The sequence below is a fragment of the Streptomyces sp. NPDC005955 genome (genome assembly GCF_042871255.1).
Lineage (GTDB): Bacteria > Actinomycetota > Actinomycetes > Streptomycetales > Streptomycetaceae > Streptomyces.
The window spans coordinates 123,885-149,244 of sequence record NZ_JBIAIF010000018.1 but is presented as its reverse complement, the minus strand read 5'-3'; the positions used below and the strand labels follow the sequence as shown (position 1 = coordinate 149,244).

Annotated in this window: 21 protein-coding genes; 15 read left to right on the top strand and 6 right to left on the bottom strand. The window is 72.6% G+C overall.

Annotated elements, in window-relative coordinates:
• Positions 1–284 precede the first annotated feature (284 nt).
• The 3 genes from ACFYOU_RS31175 to glgP all read left to right on the top strand — a co-directional run bounded on the left by ACFYOU_RS31175 (position 285) and on the right by glgP (position 4,423).
• Positions 285–995: a TetR family transcriptional regulator gene (locus ACFYOU_RS31175; RefSeq protein WP_391310378.1), complete on the top strand. Its 711-nt coding sequence runs from the start codon at positions 285–287 to the stop codon at positions 993–995.
• Positions 996–1,225: 230 nt separating this feature from the next.
• The gene (locus ACFYOU_RS31170) at positions 1,226–1,615 is read left to right on the top strand and encodes a zinc ribbon domain-containing protein (RefSeq protein ID WP_391310371.1); all 390 of its coding nucleotides are present in this window, start codon (positions 1,226–1,228) and stop codon (positions 1,613–1,615) included.
• Positions 1,616–1,801: 186 nt separating this feature from the next.
• Positions 1,802–4,423, top strand: coding sequence for an alpha-glucan family phosphorylase (gene glgP, locus ACFYOU_RS31165; protein ID WP_391310369.1), 2,622 nt, complete (start codon positions 1,802–1,804; stop codon positions 4,421–4,423).
• Positions 4,424–4,491: 68 nt separating this feature from the next.
• On the opposite strand, the gene ACFYOU_RS31160 is transcribed toward glgP, so the two are convergent.
• Positions 4,492–6,561, bottom strand: a complete 2,070-nt coding sequence (locus tag ACFYOU_RS31160; RefSeq protein ID WP_389773478.1) for a M4 family metallopeptidase — start codon at positions 6,559–6,561, stop codon at positions 4,492–4,494.
• Positions 6,562–7,428: 867 nt separating this feature from the next.
• Positions 7,429–7,848: a Dabb family protein gene (locus tag ACFYOU_RS31155; protein WP_391310367.1), complete on the bottom strand. Its 420-nt coding sequence runs from the start codon at positions 7,846–7,848 to the stop codon at positions 7,429–7,431.
• Positions 7,849–8,025: 177 nt separating this feature from the next.
• On the opposite strand from ACFYOU_RS31155, the gene ACFYOU_RS31150 reads away from it, so the two are divergent.
• The 5 genes from ACFYOU_RS31150 to ACFYOU_RS31130 all read left to right on the top strand — a co-directional run bounded on the left by ACFYOU_RS31150 (position 8,026) and on the right by ACFYOU_RS31130 (position 12,408).
• Positions 8,026–8,703: a TetR/AcrR family transcriptional regulator C-terminal domain-containing protein gene (locus ACFYOU_RS31150; RefSeq protein ID WP_391310365.1), complete on the top strand. Its 678-nt coding sequence runs from the start codon at positions 8,026–8,028 to the stop codon at positions 8,701–8,703.
• Positions 8,704–8,934: 231 nt separating this feature from the next.
• Complete coding sequence (locus tag ACFYOU_RS31145) at positions 8,935–9,204, top strand: hypothetical protein (RefSeq protein ID WP_387010401.1); 270 nt, start codon at positions 8,935–8,937, stop codon at positions 9,202–9,204.
• Positions 9,197–9,805 (top strand): DUF6879 family protein, encoded by a 609-nt coding sequence (locus ACFYOU_RS31140; RefSeq protein ID WP_391310363.1) that lies wholly within the window; start codon positions 9,197–9,199, stop codon positions 9,803–9,805. The genes ACFYOU_RS31145 and ACFYOU_RS31140 overlap by 8 nt, the downstream gene beginning before the upstream one ends.
• A 39-nt stretch (positions 9,806–9,844) precedes the next feature.
• Positions 9,845–10,240 carry a hypothetical protein gene (locus tag ACFYOU_RS31135; RefSeq protein ID WP_391310361.1) on the top strand — a complete coding sequence of 132 codons (396 nt, stop codon included), beginning with the start codon at positions 9,845–9,847 and terminating at the stop codon, positions 10,238–10,240.
• A complete protein-coding gene (locus tag ACFYOU_RS31130; RefSeq protein WP_391310359.1) occupies positions 10,237–12,408 on the top strand; it encodes a tetratricopeptide repeat protein in 2,172 nt (723 codons plus the stop codon). The genes ACFYOU_RS31135 and ACFYOU_RS31130 overlap by 4 nt, the downstream gene beginning before the upstream one ends.
• A gap of 56 nt (positions 12,409–12,464) precedes the next feature.
• On the opposite strand, the gene ACFYOU_RS31125 is transcribed toward ACFYOU_RS31130, so the two are convergent.
• Positions 12,465–14,342: an ABC transporter transmembrane domain-containing protein gene (locus ACFYOU_RS31125; protein ID WP_391310357.1), complete on the bottom strand. Its 1,878-nt coding sequence runs from the start codon at positions 14,340–14,342 to the stop codon at positions 12,465–12,467.
• Positions 14,339–16,228: an ABC transporter transmembrane domain-containing protein gene (locus tag ACFYOU_RS31120; protein WP_391310355.1), complete on the bottom strand. Its 1,890-nt coding sequence runs from the start codon at positions 16,226–16,228 to the stop codon at positions 14,339–14,341. Before ACFYOU_RS31120 ends, ACFYOU_RS31125 begins: the two co-directional genes overlap by 4 nt.
• Positions 16,229–16,385: 157 nt before the next feature.
• Between ACFYOU_RS31120 and ACFYOU_RS31115 the strand changes: the two genes are divergently transcribed.
• The 7 genes from ACFYOU_RS31115 to ACFYOU_RS31085 all read left to right on the top strand — a co-directional run bounded on the left by ACFYOU_RS31115 (position 16,386) and on the right by ACFYOU_RS31085 (position 23,692).
• Positions 16,386–17,594 carry an Ig-like domain-containing protein gene (locus ACFYOU_RS31115; RefSeq protein WP_391310353.1) on the top strand — a complete coding sequence of 403 codons (1,209 nt, stop codon included), beginning with the start codon at positions 16,386–16,388 and terminating at the stop codon, positions 17,592–17,594.
• Between the two features lie 179 nt (positions 17,595–17,773).
• Positions 17,774–19,039, top strand: coding sequence for an Ig-like domain-containing protein (locus tag ACFYOU_RS31110; RefSeq protein WP_391310352.1), 1,266 nt, complete (start codon positions 17,774–17,776; stop codon positions 19,037–19,039).
• A 67-nt stretch (positions 19,040–19,106) separates the two neighbouring features.
• On the top strand, positions 19,107–19,874 hold the full coding sequence (locus tag ACFYOU_RS31105) for an enoyl-CoA hydratase/isomerase family protein (RefSeq protein ID WP_389773506.1): 768 nt from the start codon (positions 19,107–19,109) through the stop codon (positions 19,872–19,874).
• A 406-nt stretch (positions 19,875–20,280) separates the two neighbouring features.
• Complete coding sequence (locus ACFYOU_RS31100; RefSeq protein ID WP_389773508.1) at positions 20,281–20,784, top strand: ATP-binding protein; 504 nt, start codon at positions 20,281–20,283, stop codon at positions 20,782–20,784.
• A gap of 524 nt (positions 20,785–21,308) precedes the next feature.
• Positions 21,309–22,508 (top strand): PQQ-binding-like beta-propeller repeat protein, encoded by a 1,200-nt coding sequence (locus ACFYOU_RS31095; protein ID WP_391310349.1) that lies wholly within the window; start codon positions 21,309–21,311, stop codon positions 22,506–22,508.
• Between the two features lie 149 nt (positions 22,509–22,657).
• Positions 22,658–22,870: an EF-hand domain-containing protein gene (locus ACFYOU_RS31090; RefSeq protein ID WP_385496112.1), complete on the top strand. Its 213-nt coding sequence runs from the start codon at positions 22,658–22,660 to the stop codon at positions 22,868–22,870.
• A gap of 147 nt (positions 22,871–23,017) precedes the next feature.
• Positions 23,018–23,692 carry an NADPH-dependent F420 reductase gene (locus tag ACFYOU_RS31085; RefSeq protein WP_389773563.1) on the top strand — a complete coding sequence of 225 codons (675 nt, stop codon included), beginning with the start codon at positions 23,018–23,020 and terminating at the stop codon, positions 23,690–23,692.
• A gap of 133 nt (positions 23,693–23,825) precedes the next feature.
• On the opposite strand, the gene ACFYOU_RS31080 is transcribed toward ACFYOU_RS31085, so the two are convergent.
• A complete protein-coding gene (locus tag ACFYOU_RS31080) occupies positions 23,826–24,380 on the bottom strand; it encodes a GH25 family lysozyme (protein WP_389773513.1) in 555 nt (184 codons plus the stop codon).
• A gap of 178 nt (positions 24,381–24,558) precedes the next feature.
• The gene (locus ACFYOU_RS31075; RefSeq protein WP_391310346.1) at positions 24,559–25,281 is read right to left on the bottom strand and encodes a DUF998 domain-containing protein; all 723 of its coding nucleotides are present in this window, start codon (positions 25,279–25,281) and stop codon (positions 24,559–24,561) included.
• Between the last annotated feature and the right edge of the window lie 79 nt (positions 25,282–25,360).

The following is a 25,360-nucleotide window of genomic DNA, read 5'->3' as shown; positions in this document are numbered from 1 at the left end:
CACCACACCCTCCTTCGTGAACCCCCGCTCACCCGCAGCATCCGGCACGTACTTCACACACACAACGATCCGCAAGCTCACAGCGAACACTCCTATCGGCGAGACGGCCCCTACGCGTACGTGTACCCGTACCCGTACCAGCAATGCGACACTATGGCACTCAGTACCCTCTGTAAAGGTACGTAGTGCCAAAAGTGGGCCCGCGGTGTTACGTTCCCCGCATGACCGCAGACACAGATCCGGCCGCCGGCGGCCCCGGCCCCGTGCGCGAGGGGAAGCCCCCGATGCGCGAGGCGCTGGCCGAAGCCGCCTTCCAGCTCTTCCTGGAGCGGGGCTTCGAGCAGACGACGGTGGACGACATCGTGGCCCGTGCGGGCGTGGGGCGGCGGTCGTTCTTCCGGTACTTCCCGTCCAAGGAGGACGCCGTCTTCCCGGACCACGAGAGGTGCCTGGCGGACATGCGGGCGTTCCTCGACGCGCACCCGGGCGGGGACCCGGTGGCCCGGGTCTGCGACGCGGCGCGGCTGGTGCTGCGGCTGTACGCGGCCAACCCCGAGTTCTCGGTCCAGCGCTACCGGCTCACCCGTGAGGTGTCCGGGCTGCGGACGTACGAACTGTCGGTCGTCCGACGGTACGAGGCGACCCTCGCCGGGTACCTGCGCGGGCGGTTCGGTGCCTCCCGGGACGGGGACCTGCGGGCCGAGATGATCGCCGCGGCCGTGGTCGCCGCGCACAACAACGGGTTGCGGACCTGGCTGCGCGCGGGGGGCGCGGGCGATCCCGACGAGGAGGTCGACCACGCCCTGGACCTGGTGCTGCGGGTGTGGAACGAGTCCGGCGAGGTGTCGGCGCCCACCCGGTCGCCCGGGCCCGTGGCGACCGGCGCCCCGGCCGGCGGAGCCGAAGACGAGGACGTGATCGTGGTCGTCGCCAAGCGGAACGCGCCGCTGTGGCAGATGGTCCAGCGGATCGAGTCGGCCCTGGAAGACGACTGACGAGACCCGACGAGACCTGACGAGAGCTGACGAGAGCTGACGAGAGCTGACGAGAGCTGACGAGAGCTGACGAGAGCAGAGAAATCCGGCGAAAGCCGAGGTCAGGACCTACGGCCCAAATTAACGACACTCAGTGCCTAGCATGCTCGACACTGAGTGTCATATGGTGCGCGCATCGGTCGCGCCGACGCGGCCGGTGCGCCACCGAGCCAGCGCAAGGGGGTCCGTCCATGTCCCAGCCCGGAACCGACACCACGTCAGACACCCACGGGGAGACCGGCCTTCCGTACCAGCGCTGCCGTTGGTGTGGCACCCCGTCCTTCCGGCGGCTGCTCTGTCCCGTGTGCTCCTCCAGCGACCTGGAGTCCGAGCGCAGCACCGGGGAGGGCGTGGTCGTCCGCTCGACGGTCGTCCACCGGTACACCCGGCTGGCCCGCAACGAGTCGCTGGTCCGGTTCCCCGAGGGGTTCATCTTCCGCTGCCGGGTCATCGGCACCGAGCCCCACCTGGTGTGGGTGGGCGCCCGCGTGCGGTACGCGGCGGACCCCGGGACCGATCCGACGTCCGGTGAGGTCGTCGTCGAACTGTGCGATCCGGCCCGGTACGCCGACCACTTCTGACCCCACTTCTGACCGCACTGCGGTGGGCGCCGTCCGGCGGATGGGTCCGGACGTGTGACCTCGGACCGGGAGCCTGTGCGCCGCGCTGACCCGTGCGGCGCGCGCGCCGATACCTTCGAAGCTTGACGTGGAGCCCGCAGCAGGACGCGCGGCTTCCCTCCTGCGTCCCACTGCGAAGGTGGAAACTTGAAGGCCATCCGTCGCATCACCGTCCGACCCGTGCTCCCCGCGCCGCTGGCCCCGCTGAACGACCTGGCCCGCAATCTGCGCTGGTCCTGGCACGAGGAGACCCGCGAGCTCTTCCGCTCCCTCGACCCCGAACGCTGGGACGCCGCCCACCGCGACCCGGTCCGGCTGCTCGGCACCGTCACCGCCGAACGGTTCGCCGCCCTCGCCGCCGACCCCGCGTTCCTGGACCGGCTCGCCGCCTGCGCCGAGGACCTGCGCGAGTACACCGGGGGCGACCGCTGGTACCAGACCCGGACCGGCAGCGGGGGACCGGCGGCCGTCGCCTACTTCTCGCCCGAGTTCGGCATCACCGCGGCCCTGCCCCAGTACTCCGGCGGCCTGGGCATCCTCGCCGGGGACCACCTGAAGGCCGCGAGCGACCTGGGCGTCCCGCTCGTGGGGGTCGGACTGCTCTACCGGCACGGCTACTTCCGGCAGACCCTGTCCCGGGACGGCTGGCAGCAGGAGCAGTACCCGGTGCTCGACCCCGACGAACTCCCGCTGACCGTCCTCAGCGAACCGGGCGGCACCCCCGCGCACCTCGCGCTGGCCCTGCCCGGCGGGCGGAGCCTGCGCGCGCGGATCTGGGTCGCCCAGGTCGGCCGGGTGCCGCTGCTCCTGCTGGACTCGGACCTGGAGGAGAACGACAGCGGCGCGCGCGAGGTCACCGACCGGCTGTACGGGGGCGGCAGCGAACACCGGCTGCTCCAGGAGATGCTGCTCGGCATCGGCGGGGTCCGGGCGGTGCGCGCGTACTGCCGTCTCACCGGTCACCCCGCGCCCGAGGTGTTCCACACCAACGAGGGGCACGCCGGGTTCCTCGGCGTCGAGCGCATCCACGAACACGTCGGCCGCGGTCTCGACTTCGACGCCGCGGTGGAGGCGGTCCGCGCCGGCACCGTCTTCACCACCCACACCCCCGTCCCGGCCGGCATCGACCGCTTCGACCGCGATCTCGTCGCCCGGCACTTCGGCCCCGACGCGGAACTCCCCGCACTCGACGCCGACCAGGTGCTGCGCCTCGGCCGGGAGACCTATCCCGGCGGCGACCCGACCCTGTTCAACATGGCCGTCATGGGGCTGCGGCTCGGGCAGCGGGCCAACGGGGTGTCCCTGCTGCACGGGCGGGTCAGCCGTGAGATGTTCGCCGGCCTGTGGCCCGGCTTCGACGCCGAGGAGGTGCCCATCACCTCCGTCACCAACGGCGTGCACGCCCCCACCTGGGTCGCGCCCGAGGTGCTGCGGCTCAGCGCCCGGCAGTTGGGGGCGCGTCGGGTCGAGGAGGCGCTCTCCACCGGCGACGACTCCCGGTGGGACGCCCTCGCGGAGATCCCCGACCCCGACCTGTGGGGACTGCGCCGCAACCTGCGCGAACGGCTCGTCGGCGAGGTCCGCGAGCGGCTGTACCGGTCCTGGCGGCAGCGGGGGGCGGCGGCGGCCGAACTGGGCTGGATCGACTCCGTGCTCGATCCGGACGTGCTCACCATCGGCTTCGCCCGCCGGGTCCCCTCGTACAAGCGGCTCACCCTGATGCTGCGGGACCGGGAACGGTTGACGAGGCTGCTGCTGCACCCGGAGCGGCCGGTGCAGGTCGTCGTCGCGGGGAAGGCGCACCCCGCGGACGACGGGGGGAAGCGGCTCGTCCAGGAACTGGTGCGGTTCACCGACGACCCGCGGGTGCGGCACCGGATCGTGTTCCTGCCCGACTACGGCATGGGCATGGCGCAAAAGCTCTACCCCGGCTGTGACGTCTGGTTGAACAATCCGCTGCGCCCGTTGGAGGCGTGCGGGACCTCCGGGATGAAGGCGGCCCTCAACGGCTGCTTGAACCTGTCGGTCCGCGACGGCTGGTGGGACGAGTGGTACGAGCCCGACTTCGGTTGGGCGGTGCCCACCGCCGACGGTGACGCCACGGACCCCGAGCGGCGGGACGACCTGGAGGCGCGGGCCCTGTACGACCTGCTGGAGCGGCGGATCACGCCCCGGTTCTACGAACGGGGCCCGGACGGCCTGCCCGACCGCTGGGTCGCCATGGTCCGCCAGACCCTGACCCGGCTCGGCCCCAAGGTGCTGGCCGCCCGGATGGTCCGGGAGTACGTGGAGCGGCTGTACGTGCCCGCGACCACCGCGCACCGGGCGCTGACCGCGGACGCGGCCCGGGAGCTGGCCGGCTGGAAGGCGCGGGTGCGGGCCGCCTGGCCGCGGGTCGCCGTCGACCACGTCGAGGCGTCGGGTGCGGGTGCGCCGCCGGAGTTGGGGGCGGTGCTGCCGCTGCGGGTCAGGGTGCGGCTCGGCGAACTGGCGCCCGGGGACGTGGAGGTGCAGGCGGTCGCCGGCCGGGTCGACCCGGACGACCGGATCGTCGACGCGGTGGCGGTGCCGCTGAAACCGGCGGGGGGCGCCGACCTGGAGGGGTGCTGGGTGTACGAGGGGCAACTCGACCTTGCCAGGACCGGGCCCTTCGGGTACACCGTCCGCATCCTGCCGGCGCATCCGCTGCTGGGGTCCGCGGCGGAGTTGGGGCTGGTCGCCGCGCCGGTGACCGGGACGGCCACCGGCGCGGGAGTGCTGCTGCGCTGAGGCGCGCCGCGGGGCGGCCGGGGGATCCGTCGTTCCCCCGGCCGCCCGGTCACGTCGAGCCGGGGAGGCTACGGGAACGTCAGCTTCCAGCTGTTGATGTACCCCGTGTCCTGGGCGGCCACGTCCTGCACCCGGAGCAGCCAGGTGCCGTTGGCCACCTCCGAGGACGCGTCGACGGTGTACGTGGTGCTCACGTTGTCCGCCGAGTCGCCGCTGCTCGAACCCTTCAGGCGGTACGCCGTGCCGTCCGGCGCCACCAGGTCGACCACCAGGTCACCGCGCCAGGTGTGGACGATGTCCACGCCCACGGCCAGGTTGCTCGGGGCGTTGCCGGTGCGGCCCGTGACGGTCACCGCCGAGGTCACGGCCGATCCGCGGTCCGGGATGGCGACGTCCGCGGTGTTCTCGAAGACCGTGCCGGTGGGCGGCTCGCCGCCCGGACGGCTGCCGACCGCGACGCCGGCCCACGCGTCCTGCACCGCCTTGTACTCGGGGCTCGTCGTCCCGTACAGCTCGCCCGCGACCGCGAGGGTTCCCGTGCGGGCGCCCGCGTAGTTGGTGGACGAGGTGAACTTCGTGGTGAGCGCGCGGAACCAGATCAGCGCGGCCTTCTCCCGACCGATGCCCGTCACCGGCAGCCCGTCGGAGGTCGGCGAGTCGTAGGACACCCCGTTGAGGGTCTTGGTGCCGCTGCCCTCGGACAGCAGGTAGAACCAGTGGTTCGCCGGTCCGGACGAGTAGTGCACGTCCACCGAGCCGATGCCCGCGTACCAGTAGTCCTTGGACGAACCGTCCCGGCTGGGGCGGTCCATGTACCGCAGCGGGGTGCCGTTGCCCCGGATGTCGATCTTCTCGCCGACCAGGTAGTCACCGAGGTCGGAGGTGTTGTTCGCGTAGAACTCGACGGCCGCCGCGAAGATGTCGGAGGTCGCCTCGTTGAGCCCGCCGGACTCCCCGCTGTAGATCAGGCCCGCGGTGTTCGAGGTGATGCCGTGCGTCATCTCGTGCGCGGCGACGTCCAACGAGGTCAGCGGCTTCGCGTTGCCCGCGCCGTCGCCGTACGTCATGCAGAAGCACGAGTCGGACCAGAACGCGTTGACGTAGTTGTTGCCGTAGTGGACGCGGGAGGACGCGCCGACCCCGTCGCCCCGGATGCCGCTGCGCCCGTAGACCTCCTTGAAGTAGTCCCAGGTCTCCGCGGCCCCGTACGCGGCGTCGGCGCCGGCGGTACCGAGGTTGTTCGGCGTGCCGTCGCCCCAGGTGTCGTTGGACTGCGAGAACAGGGTGCCGGTGCCGCTGGTGGCGCGGTTCAGGTTGTACGTGCGGTGGTTGCCGCGCGTCGAGTCGGTCAGGGTGTAGTTCCCGCCCGACTGGGTGCTGCCGACGGTGACCTGGCCGCTGTACTGGGTGTTGCCGACGCCGTTCTCGATGGCCTGCCACTCGTACAGCTTCTCGCCGGTGGCGGCGTCGGTGACGACGTGGAGTTCGTTGGGGGTCCCGTCGTGCTGGAAACCGCCGACCACGGTCTCGTACGCGAGGACGGGCTTGCCGGAGGCCAACCAGACGACCTCGCGCGGGGCGCGGTCGGCGGACTTCTTCTTCGAGCCCTCCGCGGCGGCCTCGCGCACCGCCTGCTTCTCCGCGGTGGCGGCCGCGATGCGCGGAGCGGCGGCGATGCCCTTCAGCGCGGAACGCGACGCCTTGGTGACGCCCTGCGTGGCGCCCGACGCCGCACTGTCCACCACCAGGTCGCCACCGAGGACGGGGAGCCCGTCGTAGGTGCGCTCGTACCGGGTGTGGGTCGAGCCGTCGCGGTCCTTGATGACGTCGCGGACGACCAGCTTCTCCTTGGCGCCGAGGCCCAACTCCCGGGCGGTCGCGCCCGATCTCGCCTCGGCGTCGCGTATCAGTGCGGCGCGCTGGGCGGGGGAGAGCTTGGCGGGCAGCGAGCCGGGGTCGGCCTTGGTCGACGCGGCCTGGGCCCGCCCCTCGGGAGCGGCGGTGGCGGCGCCCGTCTGCACGGCGACGGCCAGCAACGCGGCGACGGCGACGAGTGCGCCGCCGGTCGTGGCCCGGCGGCGCCGGGTGCGGCGGCTACCGGAGTGCGGCGCGGGGGGCAGGGGGGAGATGGGTTTCAACACGGACTCCTTCTGCGTGGTCGCCGGTGTGCGCGACCAGGGGAGCCGGGCGGCGGGTGGCCGTCCGGGCAGATCGTGGCGGAACCATGTGCGGTCGGTGTCCCCCCGGTTGGGGGACGGCGGAAGCGCGCGGTGCGTGGTGGTCCCCGCCCGGGGGGTCTGCGGCGGCGCCCGGGTCGCCGGGGCGGGAGGAGCCCGCGTCGCTGCGGGTGGTGCGGTGGCCGGCCAGGCCGGGGTGCCGTACGGTGCCGCCGGGGCGAGCGGGACGGACCGTGCGGTACGGCGACCGAGGGGAAGACTGGCACTCCGGCGGCGCACTTGTCAGGAGCGCGTCATAACGTTGGCTCGAAATGGTCCGTTGCTCGGAGGCGTGCGTCCGCTGAGCGGTTCCCTGCGGGTGCGTCCTCCTGGTGGTGCGCTGTCCCGCTCGGTGCGTTGGGGGTGCGCAGTTCCCCGCGCCCCTGATCGGGTGCGTTCACCTGGGGGTGCGGGGTCCTGTGCGGGTGCGCTGTCGTTCTGCGCAGTTCCCCGCGCCCCCATCGGAGCCCGCACACGCCCACCGACCCGCGCCCCGGACAGAGTCGCGGGGAACTGCGCACGTCCACCACCTCGTGCCCCGGATGGGGGCGCGGGGAACTGCGCAATCCCCGAGCGCACTCGGGCTGGACGGCGTACGCCCGCCGGGTCGTGCCCCGGTTAGGGGCGCGGGGAACTGCGCGAACCGTCCGCGCACTCGGGCTGGACCGCGTACGTCGACCGGGTCGCACCTCGATGGGGGGCGCGGGGAACTGCGCAACGCCCCGGCGGGCCGAGCCGGACAGCGCACCCCGAGCGGAACCGCACCGGATCGGCCGGGCGCCGAGCCCGTCAGCGCACCACGGCGTCGCCAGACCGTAGACGGACGTCCGGAATCGCATCGAGCTGCCGCGCCCAGCGAGGATGCTCCGCCCGCTTGGCCCGGTGCAACGCGGCGATCCGCTCCTCCAGGTCCGGGGTCGGATCGTCCGACAGCCGCAGGCTCACCAGCCGCGAGAGCCGGGGGACGATCACGTCGTCGCCCCGCAGGTGCACCGGGTCGTACAGGTAGCGCTCCAGCGCGTCGAGGTCCCGGACCCCGGCGAGGTACGTGTGGGTGAAGCCCTCCGCGGGGTCGCCGATGTCCCGGCCGACCGCCCCGAACTCCGCCCACTCGCTGGTCGACGTGCGGCGCATCGCGGCCAACGCCTCCTCCCGCTCCGCCTCGGTCGTGTCGTCCCGGAAGCTGAAGCGCAGGATGTTGACGATCATTCCTCGACCTCCTCCTCGTCCCGGGACGGCCCTCGCCCCGGGAAGATTGAACCAATGGGTTCAATCCCTTGCCCTCGTCAGTTAAACACGTGGGTGTGGTGAGTTGAACCCGCAGGTTCAAATCGGCGCACCGGGCTACCATGCGGACATGAGCGGTCGGCGGACACGGGTGGTCGGATGACGGAGGGACGCGGCGCATCGACCGGTACCGTGCGGGGCACGGGCGCCGGGAGCGCCGGCGGGAGCGGGCGCATCGACAAGCGGCGGGCCATCCTGGACGCCGCGTTCGTCGTCTTCGCCCGCCGCGGCTACGCGGGGGCGTGCGTGAAGGAGATCGCGGCGGAGGCCGGGGTCGCCAAGCCCACCGTCTACAACCACCTCGCCGACAAGGAGAACCTCTTCCGTCGGGCGATGGAGACGGCGGCCGACGCGGTCGCCGAGGAGAACCTCGCCGTCCTGGACCGCCTGCGCACCCCCGGCGACGACCTCGAAGCCGCCCTGGACGACGTGGCGTTCCGGCTGCTGAAGGTCTGCCGGAGCGAACGCGCCGGCGCGCTGCGCTGGCTCACCCACGCCCAGGTCGCCGAGTTCCCCGACCTCGTGGTCGCCGTGCAGGAACGCACGGCGGTCCGGGTCGCCGACGCCCTCGCCGATCGACTGGCCAGGCTCATCCTCGCCGGACGGCTGCGCGCCGGTGACCCCGCGCACGCGGCCGAACAACTGTTGTCCCTGCTCACCGGTCCGCTGGAACTGCGCTCCGGGCTCGGCATCCGTCCGATCTCCACCGCCGAGACCCGGGCGATCGCCGAACGTGCCGTACGGACCTTCCTCCGGGCCCACGCCACGGGCGACTGACCGCACCGCTGCCCGACCGGGGCCGGCCGCGGCCGTGCGATGCCGGTGCGTCCGGTGACGGTCCGGGGCGTCCCGTACCCGTTCGAATTCTGAACCGAATTCCCCCGCACCCCAGCTGGACACCCAGCCCCGCACCTCTCACCCGATCAGGCCAAATACCTTATGCAGCACCGTATTTGACTGTCCGTCGCTGCTAACCTTCGGGTAACGAGGTCGGAGGAGGGCGACGCCATGAGCAGGCCGTGGGAAGCAGACCGGGAAACACACTTCAAGAGGCGCCTCGGCAAGTCGGCCCTGGAACTGGGCCTGACCAACTCCGGCCCCGAATGCCCGGACATCTGGGAGTTGGAGAACGGCGACTTCGCCGTGATCGGACGAGACCTCACCGCCTCCCTCGGCGTCCGCCTACCGGACGGCGTCTCGATCGGCCCGGACGAGCGCCTCGTGGTCATCCCCCGCACCATGCTCATCTCGGCGAAGACGGACATCCCCCGTGTTTGAGTCCTTCCGCGACGGCGCCGGCGAGGTCCTCAAGAGGCCCGACTACCTCGAAGACTTCGGCCGGTTCTACGGCGGCGACATCCGTCTCCTCGCCAAGATCGAGCGCGGCCAGACGTTCAAGGAGCAGGGCTCACCGAGCTGGGAGGCGTTCGCGCGCGGCGACTGGCCGGGCGCCCTGCGGCTGATCGAGGCCGAGCGGGATTCCGTCGCCGCGTACTTCCAGGACGCCGCTCGACGCGACCTGGTGTTCCGCAGGCTCCGTATCGTCGAATTCCCGGTGACTCCGTACCTCCAGTGGGAAATGCACTCCTTTCGGCTCCGATCGCAGTTGGGCGAGGAGATCCGGGTACTCGACGCCCGGGAGATCACAGAATGGGAACGCGATGTTCCCTTTCCCGAGGTCGTCGTGCTCGGTAATGCGGTGATGTACGCCGTGATCTACGACGAGGAGCTGAAGGGCGCGGGTGCCCGCCGGTTCACCGATTCCGAGGAGATCGCGACGACGCTCGCCGAATTCGCTTCCCTGTACCGCGCGGGCGAGGAGTTCTCGGAGTTCTTCGAGCGGGAGATCGCCCCGCTCGGACCACCCGCCGTCCTGTGACCCGGCACCCACCACCCAGCAGCGCGAGGAGCGTGCGCCATGGACCCGGAGCTGACCGCGCTCGCGCAGAGCGCGGGCCTGACCCTCGTCACCCTGCTGGCCACCGACGCCTGGGAGCACACCAGGGACGGAGTCGTCGCCCTCTGGCGGCGGGCCCGCCCCGAGCGGGCCGACGCGGTCGCCGCCGAACTGGACGGCACCCGTGCGGACCTGACCACGGCCCCGGGCGCCGAGGACGAACTGGCAGCCACCTGGCAGGCCCGGATCCGGCGGCTGCTCCTCGACCGGCCCGAGGTCGCGGTCGAACTGCGGAGCATGCTGGACGCACTCGTCCCCGGCCCGGCAACCGCACCGGCACTCTCCCAGCGCGCCACCGCCTCCGGCGACTCCCGGATCTACCAGGCCGGCCACGATCTGCACATCACCGAGCGATGAGCGGGTCCACCGACGGCCGGGCCGAGGACAACGGCCGCGTCTACCAGTCCCGCGGGGACCAGCACATCACCGAGCACCACCACCACGGGGACGCCCGGTCCGGCGCGGCCGGCACCGCACCGGACTCCGTGCGGCGACCGGCCGTGGGGCGCCCACCGGTGGTCCTGCGCGACCGGGCGGAACTGATGGCGCGGTTGCGGACCGCCCTCGAAGACGGCCGGGCCCACCAGGTCTACGTCCTGCACGGTCTGGGCGGCTGCGGCAAGACCGCCGTCGCCTCGGAACTCTTCCGCGCCGCGACCACGGGGGGAGGGCGGATCGGACTGTGGGTCAACGCCTCCGACCTGGCCTCGCTGCGTGCCGGAATGCTCGCCGTCGCCGCGGACCGCGGGGCGGGCGAAGGCGAACTCACCGCCGCGCGCACCGGGCTGCGGGCCGCCGCGGACCTGGTGTGGGACCGGCTGGACCGGTCCGACGAACCGTGGCTCCTGGTGATCGACAACGCCGACGACCCGGCCGTACTGCGGGACGGCAGTTGGCTGCGCACCAGCCCGCGCGGCATCACCCTGGTCACCACCCGGCAGGTCGCCGCGCACTGGTGGCCCGGCGCCGAACTCCACCACGTGGGGGTGCTGCCGCGCGAGGACGCGGCCCGGGTGCTGTGCGACCTGGCCCCGGAGAGCGGAACGGTCCAGGACGCGACCGAGGTCGCGGACCGACTGGGACGGCTGCCACTGGCGCTCACCCTCGCCGGCGGCTACCTGGCGCACCAGGTGATCAGCCCGTGGAGCATGACGGAGTACGGAAGGGCCCTCGACCGGGGGCACGAGGTGGACGCCATCGCCCTCCTGGACCAGGGGGCCGAGTACGACGGCGGCCACGACTCGCGCCATCTCGCCAGCAGCACCTGGGAACTCTCCCTGGACGCCCTGCGTGCCAAGGGGCTGCCCGAGGCCACCACCCTGATCAGGCTGCTCGCCTGCTGGTCCCACGACCCGCTGCCGCTCACCCTGCTGGCGGGTGCGGGCATCGGTGCGGTGCTGCCCCGCGCACGGGTGGAGACGGCGCTGCGCGGCCTGCTCGACCACTCGCTCACCCGCCTCGTCCCCGGTCCGCCCCGCTGCGTGCGCACCCACGGGGTCCTGCTCGACAGCATCGCCCGGGGCGTCCCGGCCACCCAGCGCGAGACGCTCGTCGGTGCCGCCGCCGACCTGCTCGGCACGGTGCTGCCCGAGGTGACGCGCCCCTGGGCGCGCGAGGACCCGTCGCTCGCCCCGTTCGCGCCGCACGTCCGGGCGCTGCTGCGCCGGGCGACCCGGTGGAGCGAGGTCGGTCCGCAGACCGCGACGCGCGTGCTGGACTGCGCGTTGCGGCTGGTGGTGGCCCTGCACCGGGCGGGCGACCACGCGTCCGCGCTGTCGGTGGGGCAGGACGCGGTGGCGCGCGGCACGCGGTTGCTGGACGCGCACCACCCCGCGGTGATCGCGATCCGCCAACGCGTCGGGCGGGCCCTGTACCGCCTCGGACGGTACGAGGAGGCAGCGGCGGCCCATCGTCTCGTCCTCGCGGACTGCACCGCGGCGTTCGGCGCGGACGCCGTCGAGACGCTGGAGAGCTGCGTGGGCCTGTCCCCGGTGCTGTTCTGGGCGCTCGACCAGCGGAGCGAGGCGGTGTCGCTGTTGCGGCGGGCCGTGGCGGGCCGGACCGCCGCGTGGGGCGCGGCCGATCCGGCGACCCTCGTCGCGCGGACGTACCTCCTGGAGTTCACGGCCGGCCCGGAACCGGACCCGACCACCGGACCCGAGCTGCTGGCGGACTGCCGCAGCAGCGTCGGCGCCGGGCACCCGATCACCCTGGCCGCCGAACTCAACCACGGCTTCGCCCTGATCACCGCCGGCCGTCAGCGACAGGCCCTGCCCCTGGTCTGGGACGTGCTCGCGGCCTTCGAGCGCGACTACGGGCCGGACCACCCCAAGACCCTGGCCGCCCGCTCCCTGCTGAGCCGGGTGCTCGGCGAGCTCGGTCAGCTCGCGGCGGCGGTGGCGCAGGCCGAACGGGTGGCGGACGCCCGGGCGCGCGTGCTCGGACCCGCGCACCCGTGGACCGAGTGGTCGCGGGAGCGGCTCGCCGAGCGCCGGCGGGCCCGAGCCGACCACGACGGGGCCTGAGCCGAGCACGACGGGCCCGAGGTCCGCCGACCCCGCGCGGGCCCGCGCCCCGGGCCTCAGCCGACCAGGCTCTCCCGCCAGGCCCGGTGCAGCCCCGCGAACGAGCCCGTGCCGCCGATCAGCTCGGCGGGGGAGCCGTCCTCGATCACCCGGCCGCGTTCCATCACGAGCACCCGGTCGGCTATCTCCACCGTGGACAGCCGGTGGGCGATGACCAGCGCGGTGCGGCCCCGCAGCACGGTGTCCATCGCCTGCTGCACCGCCCGCTCGCCCGGCACGTCCAGCGAACTGGTGGCCTCGTCCAGGATCAGCACCGCCGGGTCCGCGAGCAGCGCCCGGGCGAAGGCCACCAACTGGCGCTGCCCGGCCGAGATGCGCCCGCCCCGCTTGCGGACGTCCGTGTCGTACCCGTCCGGCAGCGCGGTGATGAAGTCGTGCGCGCCGATCGCCTTGGCGGCCCGCTCGATCTCCTCGCGGGAGGCGTCGGGGCGACCGATCGCGATGTTCTCGGCGACCGTGCCGGAGAACAGGAACGCCTCCTGGGTGACCATCACGACCCCGCGCCGCAGCTCCGGGAAGGCCAGGTCCCGCAGGTCCACCCCGTCGAGCAGGACCCGGCCCTCGGTCGGGTCGTAGAACCGGGCGAGCAGCTTCGCCAGGGTGGACTTGCCGGCCCCCGTCGACCCGACCACGGCGACCGTCTGGCCGGCCGGTACGCGCAGGTCGAAGCGGGGCAGGATCTCGCCGCCCGTGCGGTACGCGAAGCGCACCCCGTCGAAGACGACCTCGCGGCCCGGCCGGTCCCCCTCGCGTCCGGGCAGTTCGCGGGCCTCCACCGGCTCCGGTACCGAGGGACGCTGATGGAGCAGCCCCGCGATCTTCCGCAGCGAGGCGCCGGCCGACTCGTACGAGTTCAGGAACATCGCGAGCCGGTCGATCGGGTCGTACAGCCGGCGGATGAACAGCACCGCGGCCGCCAGCACGCCCAGTTCCAGGGTGCCGCCGGCGACCCGGTAGCCGCCCCACAGCACCATCCCGGCCACGGCGGCGTTCGCGATCAGCCGGGACAGCACCACGTAACGCGCCATCTCCAGCAGCGAGTCCCCGTTGGCGCGCTCGTGCCGCCGGTTGAGCACCGCGAACCGCGCGTCGTTGGCCCGCTCGCGGCGGAACGCCCGCACCGGGCGGATGCCGTTCAGGGTCTCCGCGAACTTCACGATCAGATCGGCGATCGCTGACGACCGCTCGGCGAACACCCGGGCCGCCCGCCGCCGGTACATCCGCATGACGAAGTACAGCGGGACGAACGACAGCACGGCCACCGAGCCCATGGCCAGGTCCAGCCAGAGCAGCATCACCGTGATGTACAGCGAGGAGACCACCACGCCGACGAGTTCCTGGAGGCCCTCCTCCAGCAACTCCCGCAGCGCCTCGACGTCCGAGGTGGAGCGGGAGATCAGCCGCCCCGAGGTGTAGCGGTCGTGGAAGTCGACGCTGAGCGCCTGCCCGTGGCGGAAGATCCGGCCGCGCAGGTCCAGCAGCACCGCCTGGTTGACGCGGGCCGCGAGCCGGATGAACCCGTACTCCAGGCTGCTGCCCAGGGCCGCCGCGAGCAGGTACGCCACCGCCACCGCGATCAGCGGCCCGTGGTCGTCGGCGCGGAACGCGGGGACCCCGCGGTCGATCGCGTACGCCACGATCAGCGGGCCGGCCTGCACCGCGGCCTGCTGGACCAGCAGGCACAGGGCCGTCACCGCCACCATGCGGCGGTGCGGGCCGAGCAGGGAACGCAACAGGGCGCCGGTCGCTCCCCGGGGGGAGGGCAGGTCGTCCTGGTCGAAGGGGTCGCCGGGCCCGGGCGGGGCGGTGTCCGCGGCCGTGGTGGGCGGCCGGTCCTCGGGTGTCGGTCGGGGTCGTTCGCTGGTCGTCGTCATCGGGTCCGGTCCCCCTCGGGCCCCTCGGGGCCGTCGTCGCCCGACATCAGGTGCCGGTACTCGGCGCTGTCGCGCAACAGTTCGTGATGGGTGCCCACCGCGGTGATCCGCCCGCCGGACAGCAGGGCGACCCGGTCGGCGAGCAGCACGGTGGAGGGGCGGTGCGCCACGACGAGGGCCGTCGTCTGGGCGAGGACCTCCCGCAACGCGGCCTCGACGGCCGCCTCCGTGTGCACGTCCAGGGCGGACAGCGGGTCGTCGAGCACCAGGAAGCGCGGGTTGCCGACGACGGCCCGTGCCAGTGCGAGCCGCTGCCGTTGTCCGCCGGAGAGGCTGAGGCCCTGTTCGCCGACCTCGGTCGCGAGTCCGTGCGGGAGGTCCGCGACGAAGTGGGCCTGGGCGACGGCGAGGGCCCGCTCCAGTGCGGCGTCGGGCGCGGCGTCGCGGGCGTCCGCCGTCGCGGTGCCGTCCCCGCCGGTGGTGGCGTCCTCGCCGGTGGTGGCGCCCATCCGGACGTTCTCCGCGATCGAAGCCGAGAACAGCGTCGGTTCCTCGAACGCCATCGACACCAACGTGCGCAGCTCGGTGCGGTCCATCGCGGTGACGTCCCGGCCGTCCAGCGTGATCCGGCCGCCGCTGACCTCGTGCAGTCGGGGCACCAGCGCGGTGAGCGTCGTCTTGCCGCTGCCGGTGGCGCCGACCAGCGCCATCGTCTCGCCCCGCCGCACGTGCAGGTCCACCCGGCCGAGGACCGGTACGGAGTCCGGGTCGGCGTCGGGGAAGCGGAACGTGACGCCGTCGAAGCGCAGTCCGTCGTCGTCCGGCAGCAGCCCGTCGTGGACCCCGGTGCCGTGGGGGTCCTCCTCCGGGGCGTCCATCGCTTCGAAGTAACGACGGGTGGCGGTGGCCGCCTCCTGGCTCATGGCGACGAGGTAGCCCAGCGATTCGACGGGCCACCGCAGGGCGAGCGCGGTCGACAGGAAGGCGACCAGGGTGCCCGCCGACAGGGTGCCGTCGGCGACCTGCACGGTGCCCACCACCAGGGCCGAGCCGAGCGCCAGTTCCGGGAAGAACGTCAGCGAGGCCTGCACGGTGGCCAGCAGCCGTGCCTTGCGCAGTTCGGTGCCGCGCAGCTTCCCGCTCAGCTCGCGGAAGGCGTGCGCCTGGCTGCGGTGGCGGCCGAAGCCCTTGATGACCCGGATGCCGAGGATGCTCTCCTCGACGACCGTCGTCAGGTCGCCGACCTGGTCCTGGGCCCGGCGGGACGCCGCGGAGTAACCGCCCTCGAAGCGGTACCCGATGACCATCATCGGCAGTGCGGGAAGCAGCAGGATCAGCCCCAGCGTCCATTCCTGGGACAGCAGCACGGCGAAGCCCGCGAGGATCGTGATGCCGTTGACCAGCAGGAACGTCAGGGGGAACGCGAGGAACATCCGGATGACCGCGAGGTCCGTGGTGCCCCGGGACAGCAGTTGGCCGGAGGCCCAGCGGTCGTGGACGGCGACCGGTAGCCGCTGGAGGTGGCGGTAGAGGTCGGAGCGCATCGCGGCTTCCACGGCGGCCAGCGGGCGGGCGACGAGCCACCGGCGGAAGCCGAAGAGCACCGCCTCCACCACGCCGAGCGCCAGCAGCAGGGCGGCCCCCAGCCAGACGCCCCGCTGGTCCCGGTCCGTGATCGGTCCGTCGACCAGCCACTTGAGGGCGATCGGGAAGACCAGGGACAGGCAGGACGCGACCACGGCGACGGCCGCGGCGGAGATCCAGCGGGCGCGCACCGGGCGGACGTACGGCCACAGGCGCAGCAGGGTGCGGACGGCAGGGGTCTCGCCGGCGGGTGGCGGCGTGGGCGTCTCCACCGGCTCCGCCGGTGTGGGTGTAGTGGGCATCAAAACCGACCTTACGTGGCGGATTCCGCCGGGCCCACCGGTTTTCGCCCCGCCCCGCCTCGGCCGCTGGACCTAGGTCCTCCTCCGGCGCCCGGTCCGTCCCGGCACCCGGCAGGGGGCCACGTTTCCCGGGGCGCGGACGGTCGTTGGGCGGGGCGTGATCCGACTACTGAGACGCGCCCCGCGCGCGGGAGCGGCGCTCGCCGCCGCCGTCACCTCCCTGTCCCTGCTCACCGGGGCCTCGTCCTGCGGTCCCGAGGGCCTGGCCGGCAAACCCCGGGCGCCCCGGGACGCCATCCAGGTGTGGCCCGCCGACGCCCGCCGGGACGTCGCGGTGAACGATCCGCTGGTGGTGCGGGTGCCCGACGGACGGCTGGAGTCCGTACGGGTGGTCAGGACCGGGGACGCCCGGGAGCACCCCGTACCCGGCCGGGTCTCCGGGGACGGACTGAGCTGGCGTCCCACCGCGAAGCGGCTGGCGCCGGCCGCCGCGTACCGGGTCGACGCGGTCGCCCTCGACGGCCACGGCCGCCGGACCGCCCGGCACACCACCTTCCGGACCCGCGTCCCCGACGAACGGTTCCTCGCCTACACCGCGCCGGAGAACCGGGCCACCGTCGGCACCGGCATGATCATCTCCCTGGAGTTCAACCGGAAGGTCGTCGACCGGGCCGCCGTGGAGCGCGCCGTCGAGGTCACCGCCCGGCCGCCGGTGGACGTCGTCGGGCACTGGTTCGGCGCCGAGCGGCTGGACCTGCGGCCCGAGACGTACTGGAAGCCGGGCACCGAGGTCACCGTGCGGCTGCGGCTACGGGACGTGGAGGCGGCCCCCGGGGTCCACGGACTCCAGGACCGGAGCTTCGCCTTCACGGTGGGCCGCGCCCAGACGAGCGTGGTGGACACCGCGGCGCACACCCTGGAGGTCCGGCGCGACGGGGAACTGCTCGCCACCCTCCCGGCCACGGCGGGCACCGCCAAGTCGCCCACGTACAACGGCAAGATGGTGGTCACGGAGATGTTCGAGACGACCCGGATGAACAGCCGTTCGGTCGGCTTCGGCGGTGAGTACGACATCCCGGACGTCCCGCACGCCATCCGGCTCACCTCCTCGGGGACGTTCCTGCACGGCAACTACTGGGCGGGCGGCGTCTTCGGCAAGCGCAACGTCAGCCACGGCTGCGTGGGACTGCGCGACGTCAAGGGCGGCAGTTCCCGCACTCCCGCGGGCTGGTTCTTCGACCGGACCCTCGTCGGGGACGTGGTGGAGGTGCGCCACAGCGAGGACCGGGTGGTCGCGGCGGACAACGGGCTCGGCGGCTGGAACCTCGACTGGGCGCAGTGGCGCTCGGGCTCCGCGCTGCCCTGACCCGCACGCCCCGTGGCTGCCCCCAACAGCCCCTGGACACACAGGGATCCGGGACCGAACGGTGACAACCGCGGTCCTCCCGCAGCGGCGCCCGGTGGCTAGGGTGATCCATAGCGCGCTCTACGCGCGGGGGTGCCGGCCCGCTCGGGCCGTGCGAGGGGAGAGTCACCGTGAAGACCGTGAAGAGGGGACCCATATCCGGTGCGCACCCGGTCCACCGGGGAGGGGGGAGGAGAGCAGGCCGCCGGACCGGGCTCGCCGCGATCGCGCTCACGGCGGCGTTCGCCCTGGTCACCGGCTGCGGCGGGGGCGGCGGCGGGCAGGACGGGGACGCCGCTGACGCCAAGGGCGGCAAGGACCGGGCGGCCTCCGGATCGGCGGACGCCGCACCGTCCCGGGCGGCCGTCCGGATCGTTCCCGCCGACGGCGCGAAGTCCGTTCCCACCGAGGGGAAGCTGAAGGTCACCGCGGCGCGCGGCAAGCTCCGCGAGGTCCGGGTCGAGGACACCAAGGGCCGTGCCGTGCCCGGTCGGATCGCCGCGGACGGCCTGCGCTGGACGCCCGATCGCCACCTCTCCTCCGGTACGACGTACCAGGTCCACGCCGTGGCCGTGGACGCCGAGGGGCGCGAGTCGACCAAGGAGTCGCGCTTCACCACCTTCGTGCCCAAGACCACGTTCCTCGGGACCTTCACCCCCGAGGACGGGTCCACCGTCGGTGTCGGCATGCCGTTCTCGATCACCTTCGACCGGGGCATCACCCGCCCCGAGTCGGTGGAGCGCGCCATCCGGATCACCACCGAGCCGGCCGTCCCGGTCAAGGGCCACTGGTTCGGCAACGACCGGCTCGACTTCCGCCCCGAGAAGTACTGGAAGCCCGGCACCAAGGTCACCGTGACGCTCGGCCTCGACGGGGTGCGGGGCCGCCCCGGCGTCTACGGGAAGCAGCTCAAGAAGGTCTCGTTCACCATCGGCCGCTCCCAGGTGTCGACGGTGGACGTGAAGAAGAAGCAGATGTCCGTGGTGCGCGACGGGAAGGTCATCAAGCGGCTGCCCATCACGGCGGGGGCCCCGGCCACCACCACGTACAACGGGAAGATGGTCATCAGCGAGAAGCACGAGGTGACCCGGATGAACGGCGCCACCGTCGGGTTCGGCGGCGAGTACGACATCAAGGACGTCCCGCACGCCATGCGGCTGTCCACGTCCGGCACCTTCATCCACGGCAACTACTGGGCGGGCGGCGTCTTCGGCAAGAGCAACGTCAGCCACGGCTGCATCGGGCTGCGGGACGTGCGCGGCGGCTGGGACAAGAAGTCCCCGGCGGCCTGGTTCTTCCACAAGTCCCTGATCGGGGACGTGGTCGTCGTCAAGAACTCCAAGGACAAGCACATCCAGCCGGGCAACGGGCTCAACGGGTGGAACATGCCGTGGAGCAAGTGGTGACCTGCGCCCCACCGGTGTGAGCGAGCGCACGGGGGGCCCGGCGTGAACGGTCGCTAACCTTCTCGGCATGACTGTGCATCTCGAAGTCGCCGAGGGCGTCGGCACGATCCGTCTCGACCGACCCCCGATGAACGCCCTGGACATCGCCACCCAGGACCGGTTGAAGGAACTGGCCGAGGAGGCCGCCCGCCGTGACGACGTGCGGGCGGTCGTCCTGTACGGCGGCGCGAAGGTCTTCGCCGCGGGCGCCGACATCAAGGAGATGCGGAAGCTGGACCACGCGGGCATGGTGCGCAGGTCCGGCGCGCTCCAGGAGTCGTTCACGGCCGTCGCCCGCATCCCCAAGCCGGTGGTCGCGGCGATCACCGGCTACGCCCTGGGCGGCGGCTGCGAACTCGCCCTCTGCGCGGACTTCCGGATCGCCGGCGACAACGCCAAGCTCGGCCAGCCGGAGATCCTGCTCGGGCTGATCCCCGGCGCCGGCGGCACCCAACGGCTCGCCCGGCTGATCGGCCCCTCGAAGACGAAGGACCTGATCTTCACGGGCCGGCACGTCCGCGCGGACGAGGCCCTCGCCATCGGACTGGTGGACCGCGTGGTGCCCGCGGCCGAGGTGTACGCGCAGGCGCACGCCTGGGCCGCCGCACTGGCGCGGGGGCCGGCGCTCGCGCTGCGCGCGGCCAAGGAGAGCGTGGACGCGGGTCTGGAGACGGATCTGACGACCGGGCTGGCGATCGAACGGACCTGGTTCGCGAGCCTGTTCGCCACCGAGGACCGCGAACGCGGTATGGAGAGTTTCGTGAAGGACGGCCCGGGCAAGGCCAAGTTCCTCTGAACCGGACCCGGTTGGCGGCGATCCCCCGTGGCCGGACTTGCGCTCCGAGGCCGGTGGGCGTCGGGCCCGAGGCCCGGCCCGGGGCGCTGCGGGGTCGCCGAACCGCGCAGGGGCGTCGACCGCACGCCGCATCACCCCCCGTACGGGCGAAATCCGGATACGCGGCGCCGTGCCGGTACTCCGATGGTGCGGTTTGTACGACCCCGGTGTGCATCTCGGGGGTGGCGCGGTGGCTGCTGATGGTGATCACCCGGATGCATGAGGTCACCGCAGGTCAGAAGAGGTGACCAAGGGGATCGGTCGCCATTGGCCTATACCAAAGAGTCCCTGCGGAAGGGCCGATTCCGTCCGGTCGATTCCGCGGGAACGGCCCCGGACCCGCCATCGGGCGGCCATGATGGGGGACATGGCGGGGCTGGAGGGCATCGAACAGCCGGGACGGCACGGGGGGGCGACCGCGGCGCGTTGGTCCCCCGCTGTTGCTGATGAACAGGCGCTGTACGCGCTGGAGTTGTACGGCGACCCCACCGAGCGCGAAGTCCTCCTGCCGTCCCTCCCGGAGTCCGCCGCCCAGGCGCGTCGACTCGCACAGGTGGTGGTCCTCCAGCACTGGGCGCTGTCGGAGAAGCTGACCGAGGACGCCGTGTTGCTCGTGTCCGAACTGGTCGGCAACGCGGTCCGGCACACCGGCGCCCGCCGCTTCGGACTGCGCCTGCTGCGACGGCGCGGTTGGATCCGGGTGGAAGTGCGCGATCCCTCGCGGGGGTTGCCCTGTCTCATGCCCGTGCGGGCGCTGGACGTGTCGGGGCGCGGCCTCTTCCTGGTGGACAAGCTGTCGGACCGTTGGGGTGTGGACCTGCTGCCGCGGGGCAAGACGACCTGGTTCGAGATGCGCGTCGCTGACCGCTGACCGCAGGGTGCGGAGGCCGGCCGTGCGCCTCGCGCACCCGGGACGGTTCCGACGGGGTCGACGGGGGACGCACGAAGGCCCCCGGTCACCGTTGTGCGGTCTGGCGGGGGCCTGCGTGGAGCACCGGGAACGCGTTGGGGGTGTGGGTTCCCGTCTGCATGGAGCGACCGTGGCCCGGGTCATGGGGGGTCGTGAGTTCGACTATGGCAGACCCGAACCGATGATCCAAAGGTGAGAATCGTGACGAAAGTCTGCAAATCCGGACAAGAGGGAAGTGAATCATTGGTGAGATGAGCCACTTGCCTGGTAAACGGTGGGTTGCGCGCCGATGAAGGGCTCATTCGGTAGGGGGGGTCCGGAGTGGCCTGAAGGGTGCCGAAGATCGCCGATGGGCTAATCGATGATCTTATCGGGTGAAGAGCGGCGCTCCGTCCCGGGCGGTCCTTGTGGTGCGGGCAGGAGTCAGGTAAGCCCGACCGCCGCGCACGGGTCGCGCGGCGCCGACCACGAAGGACGCTGCCCCGATGCCCGTACCCCTGAAGCTCACCCGCCGGGTGGCCACGGCCCTGCTCGGCCCGACCGCGCTGGTCGCCCTCGCGGGCTGCGGCGCCCAGGGCGACGGGCGCGCCGCCGAAGCCGAAGCCCGCAGAACCGAGCGCGGCGCCCCGCCCCCCGCGCCCACGCCCCGGGTCGAGGTGCTGCCCGGCATGCCGCCGGTCGTGGACCCGAACGACCTCTACTCCGAGGACCGCCCGAACCGGCTCTCCCCGGTGGTCAAGGACTTCCCGTCCCGGGTGTACGTGCCCAACACCGGCTCCGACACGGTCAGCGTGATCGACCCCGAGACCTACCGGGTCGTGGAGACCATCAAGGTCGGGGCCCAGCCCCAACACGTGGTGCCCTCCTGGGACCTGCGGACCCTGTGGGTCAACAACAACCGGGGGAACACCCTCACCCCCATCGACCCGAAGACCGGCAAGGCGGGCGAGCCGGTACCGGTCCACGACCCGTACAACCTCTACTTCACCCCCGACGGCAAGCACGCCGTCGTCATGGCCTCGCTCGACCGCCAGCTCGTCTTCCGCGATCCGCACTCCATGGAGATCAGGAAGACCGAACCGGTCAGCTGCTACGGCGTCAACCACGCCGACTTCTCCATCGACGGCCGCTACTTCATCGTGTCCTGCGAGTTCTCCGGCGAACTCCTCAAGGTCGACACCCTGCGCAAGAAGGTCGTCGCCCAGCGGAAACTGCCGCTGAAGGGTGCGATGCCCCAGGACGTGAAGGTCTCCCCGGACGGCAAGACCTTCTACATCGCGGACATGATGGCCCACGGCATGTGGGTCCTGGACGGGGACTCCTTCGCCGAGCCGACGTTGCTGCCCACCGGCAAGGGGTGCCACGGCCTGTACGTGGGCCGCGACTCGAAGGAGATGTACGTCTCCAACCGCGGGGAGGGCACCGTCTCCGTCTTCGACTTCGCCCGGGGCGAGGTCAGCAAGAAGTGGCGGCTGCCCGACGGCGGCAGCCCCGACATGGGCGGGGTCTCCGCCGACGGCAAGGTGCTGTGGCTCTCGGGACGGTACGACTCCGAGGTGTACGCCATCGACACCCGCACCGGCGCCCAACTCGCCCGCGTCAAGGTCGGCTCCGGTCCCCACGGGCTCGCCGTCTACCCCCAGCCGGGCCGCTACTCCCTCGGGCACACGGGCGTCTTCCGCTGAGGCGCACCCCGCACGCCCGCCCCCGCCCGCCCTCCGCCCCGGGCGAACCGCTGGTCTCGGGCCCGGCCCCGGGGTGCGGCGTACGGAGGGACGCGCACGGGCCGATAATCTGACCCCGTCAAGCAGGACGAAACTAAGGGGTGGACCCGGTGGCGGACATCGAGGCAGCGCGCAAGGCGTTCGAGCGGTTCGACGCGGACGGCGACGGCTTCATCACGGCGGCCGAGTACAAGACCGCCATGGCCCAGCTCGGTGACTGGAACGTCACGGAGTCCGTGGCCGAGGCGATCATCGGCGCGCAGGACACGAACAGCGACAAGCTGCTCTCCTTCGACGAGTTCTGGGCCCACCTCAGCAAGTAGGCCCGGCCGACGGCTTCCGGGGCCCATCGCGCGGTCCCGGAACCCGTCCCGCAGTCCGTCCTGAATTCTTCGGTGACCACGGAATACCCAACGGCCAAACGGAGGTTGCCTCCGTTGACTGCTCGCCACACCCGTTGGGGGTACCTCATGCAGATCGGCATCATCGGCGCCGGACAGATCGGCGGCGCCCTCGCCCGTCGGCTGGCCGCCGTGGGGCACAGCGTCTCCATCGTCAACTCCCGTGGGCCGCACACCCTGGGCGAACTCGTCGCCGAGACCGGGGTCACCGCCGCCGCCTCCGCCGCGGACGTGGTCCGCGGGGCCCGGGTGGTCGTGGTCACGGTCCCCCTGAAGGCGGTGCCGGACCTGCCGTCCGACCTGTTCGCCGGGGCCGATGACGACCTGGTCGTCATCGAGACCCACAACTACTACCCGCGGGAGCGCGACGGCCTGATATCCGAGATCGAGGACGGGCTGCCGGAGAGCCGTTGGGTCGAGCGCCACCTCGGCCGCCCGGTCGTCAAGGTCTTCAACGGCACGTACGCCGAGGACATCACGGCTCGTGCCCGACCCGCGGGCGCCCCCGACCGGCTCGCCGTGCCGGTGGCTGGCGACGACGAAGCTGCCAAGCGGGTGGTGCGGGACCTGGTCGACGAGATCGGCTTCGACACCGTTGACGCGGGCGGCCTCGACGACTCCTGGCGGCAGCAGCCCGACACTCCCGTGTACGGGCTGCGCGGCGGGGTGGACGCGGTGGTGAAGGCGCTGGCCGAGGCGGACCGGGAACGCCCGGCCGCCTTCCGTGCGCACCCCGCCGGCTAGGGCGGCCCGCTCCCTTTGGTCCCACGGCGGTTCAAGGCGTCACCCTGAGCGGCGCCTTGAACCGCGGCGACCAGCGAGCGCGGCGACCCGTCGGTCGCCCCGTCGGTTCAGCCGGTCACCGGGGCCGGTGTCCTCAGGCCTTTCTCGCCCAGCTCCGCAGGGCCGCCTCGGAGGAGAAGTCGCCGAGGTTCTTGTCGATCGGGTCGTCCGTGTACTGGTGGATCTTCCAGTCGGCCTTGATGCGGGGCCTGCCGGCGGAGGTGTAGTCGGCGATCCAGAGCCCGTCACCGGCGTACGACGTGTCGTCGTGGTTGAGCCAGAAGTCCCGGTTGCAGTAGAGCAGCACCCGGTGCGTCGGGCGCAGTCTCTTCACCTCCTTGATGAAGGCGTCCTTCTCGGCGTTGCTGGCCCGGGTGTTGTCGCCGGTCCACTCCCAGTCGGCGGCGAGCAGGTCGGAGCCCTGGGAAGCGCACTTCTCCACGAAGTACGCGGCTTGCGCCTTGATGTTGCCCGGCCACAGGAAGTGGTAGAAGCCCACCACGCAGCCCGCGTCCCGTGCCTGTTTGGCCTGGGCGGTCTGTCGGGGGTTGATGTAGGAACGGCCCTCGGTCGCCTTCACGATGACGAAGGACAGCCCGTCGGTGTCGAACGACGACTGATAGGCACTCACATCGATGCCGCGAATCATGTTCGTCCTTCCCGGGCCGGGGTCGATCGTGCCGGCCCGGCCCCCAGCGTGCCGTGCCCGCGGGGCGGGTGCGGGCGGTATCCGGGGTGCGCCACCCGAAGCGGTGAACCCGTGGGATCTGGCCACATTCGGGGCCTTCGTCGTACCCCCTCAGGGGTGCGGGAGGGGCCCGGTTCCGTCACGGGGTGCACCGGGGACGGCCGGAGCGGCGCAACACGTCACCCTCGTACGTGAGGTGACGGAGCATCAGGGCGGTCTGCCAAGTCAGGGCCGAGGTGAGCGCCAGCCGCTGGTACAGGCCCGCGTGGCGGGCGAGCGGCGAACCGGGCCGTTCGTGGCCCGTGATCGCGGCGCCCATCGCCACGGTGAACGTCACGGCCGTGGCCGCAGAGTACCCGGCCCGGCGGGGCTCCCAGCCCCGTCGCGGTCGGCTGGGCCGGGTCAGTGCCGCGCCGGTCACCGCGGCGAACGCGGCCAGTGAGGACGCGTCGTGCAGGGCCCCGCGCACGGTCCGCGGTGGTGCGGCCGGGGTCCGGGTCGGGGCGGGGTCGGTGGTGAACAGTCCCGCGCCGATCAGCCCGGCGCCCCAGAGCCCGAGCAGTCGCGGCCCCCAGGTGCCCGCCCCGGGTGCCGGGGTCCGGTGCCAGCCGTACGCGCCCGCCGCGGTGAGCGCGCCCGTGGCGAGGAAGCTCGCGGTCTGGACGGCTCCCCGGGGGCCGAGCGCCAAGGAGCTGACCGGGTCGCGGACCGGGTCGTGGTCCGGGCGCCGCACCCCCTCGACCAGGTGCACGGCGGTGAACAGCGGTCCGCCCAGGGCGCCCATCAGTAGCAGGGTCCGGGTGCGGCCCGGGCCGCACCCGGCGGTGCCGCGGGCTCGGGCGGTGCGTGATCGTCCTGGCATGCCGTCAATCATGGTTGACGGCATGACGTCTGTCAATCAAAGTTGACGTGTGGGGCTTCCTGGGGCTTCCCGGGGCTTC

Excerpts from the sequence above, each read along its gene's own strand:
- ACFYOU_RS31080 (WP_389773513.1), bottom strand. The coding sequence starts at position 24,380 with ATGATTCGCGGCATCGATGTGAGTGCCTATCAGTCGTCGTTCGACACC.
- ACFYOU_RS31125 (WP_391310357.1), bottom strand. The coding sequence starts at position 14,342 with ATGACGACGACCAGCGAACGACCCCGACCGACACCCGAGGACCGGCCG.
- ACFYOU_RS31150 (WP_391310365.1), top strand. The coding sequence starts at position 8,026 with ATGACGGAGGGACGCGGCGCATCGACCGGTACCGTGCGGGGCACGGGC.
- ACFYOU_RS31130 (WP_391310359.1), top strand. The coding sequence starts at position 10,237 with ATGAGCGGGTCCACCGACGGCCGGGCCGAGGACAACGGCCGCGTCTAC.
- ACFYOU_RS31175 (WP_391310378.1), top strand. The coding sequence starts at position 285 with ATGCGCGAGGCGCTGGCCGAAGCCGCCTTCCAGCTCTTCCTGGAGCGG.
- ACFYOU_RS31135 (WP_391310361.1), top strand. The coding sequence starts at position 9,845 with ATGGACCCGGAGCTGACCGCGCTCGCGCAGAGCGCGGGCCTGACCCTC.
- ACFYOU_RS31085 (WP_389773563.1), top strand. The coding sequence starts at position 23,018 with ATGCAGATCGGCATCATCGGCGCCGGACAGATCGGCGGCGCCCTCGCC.
- ACFYOU_RS31095 (WP_391310349.1), top strand. The coding sequence starts at position 21,309 with ATGCCCGTACCCCTGAAGCTCACCCGCCGGGTGGCCACGGCCCTGCTC.
- ACFYOU_RS31155 (WP_391310367.1), bottom strand. The coding sequence starts at position 7,848 with ATGATCGTCAACATCCTGCGCTTCAGCTTCCGGGACGACACGACCGAG.
- ACFYOU_RS31075 (WP_391310346.1), bottom strand. The coding sequence starts at position 25,281 with ATGCCAGGACGATCACGCACCGCCCGAGCCCGCGGCACCGCCGGGTGC.
- ACFYOU_RS31170 (WP_391310371.1), top strand. The coding sequence starts at position 1,226 with ATGTCCCAGCCCGGAACCGACACCACGTCAGACACCCACGGGGAGACC.
- ACFYOU_RS31105 (WP_389773506.1), top strand. The coding sequence starts at position 19,107 with ATGACTGTGCATCTCGAAGTCGCCGAGGGCGTCGGCACGATCCGTCTC.
- ACFYOU_RS31145 (WP_387010401.1), top strand. The coding sequence starts at position 8,935 with ATGAGCAGGCCGTGGGAAGCAGACCGGGAAACACACTTCAAGAGGCGC.
- ACFYOU_RS31120 (WP_391310355.1), bottom strand. The coding sequence starts at position 16,228 with ATGCCCACTACACCCACACCGGCGGAGCCGGTGGAGACGCCCACGCCG.
- ACFYOU_RS31100 (WP_389773508.1), top strand. The coding sequence starts at position 20,281 with ATGGCGGGGCTGGAGGGCATCGAACAGCCGGGACGGCACGGGGGGGCG.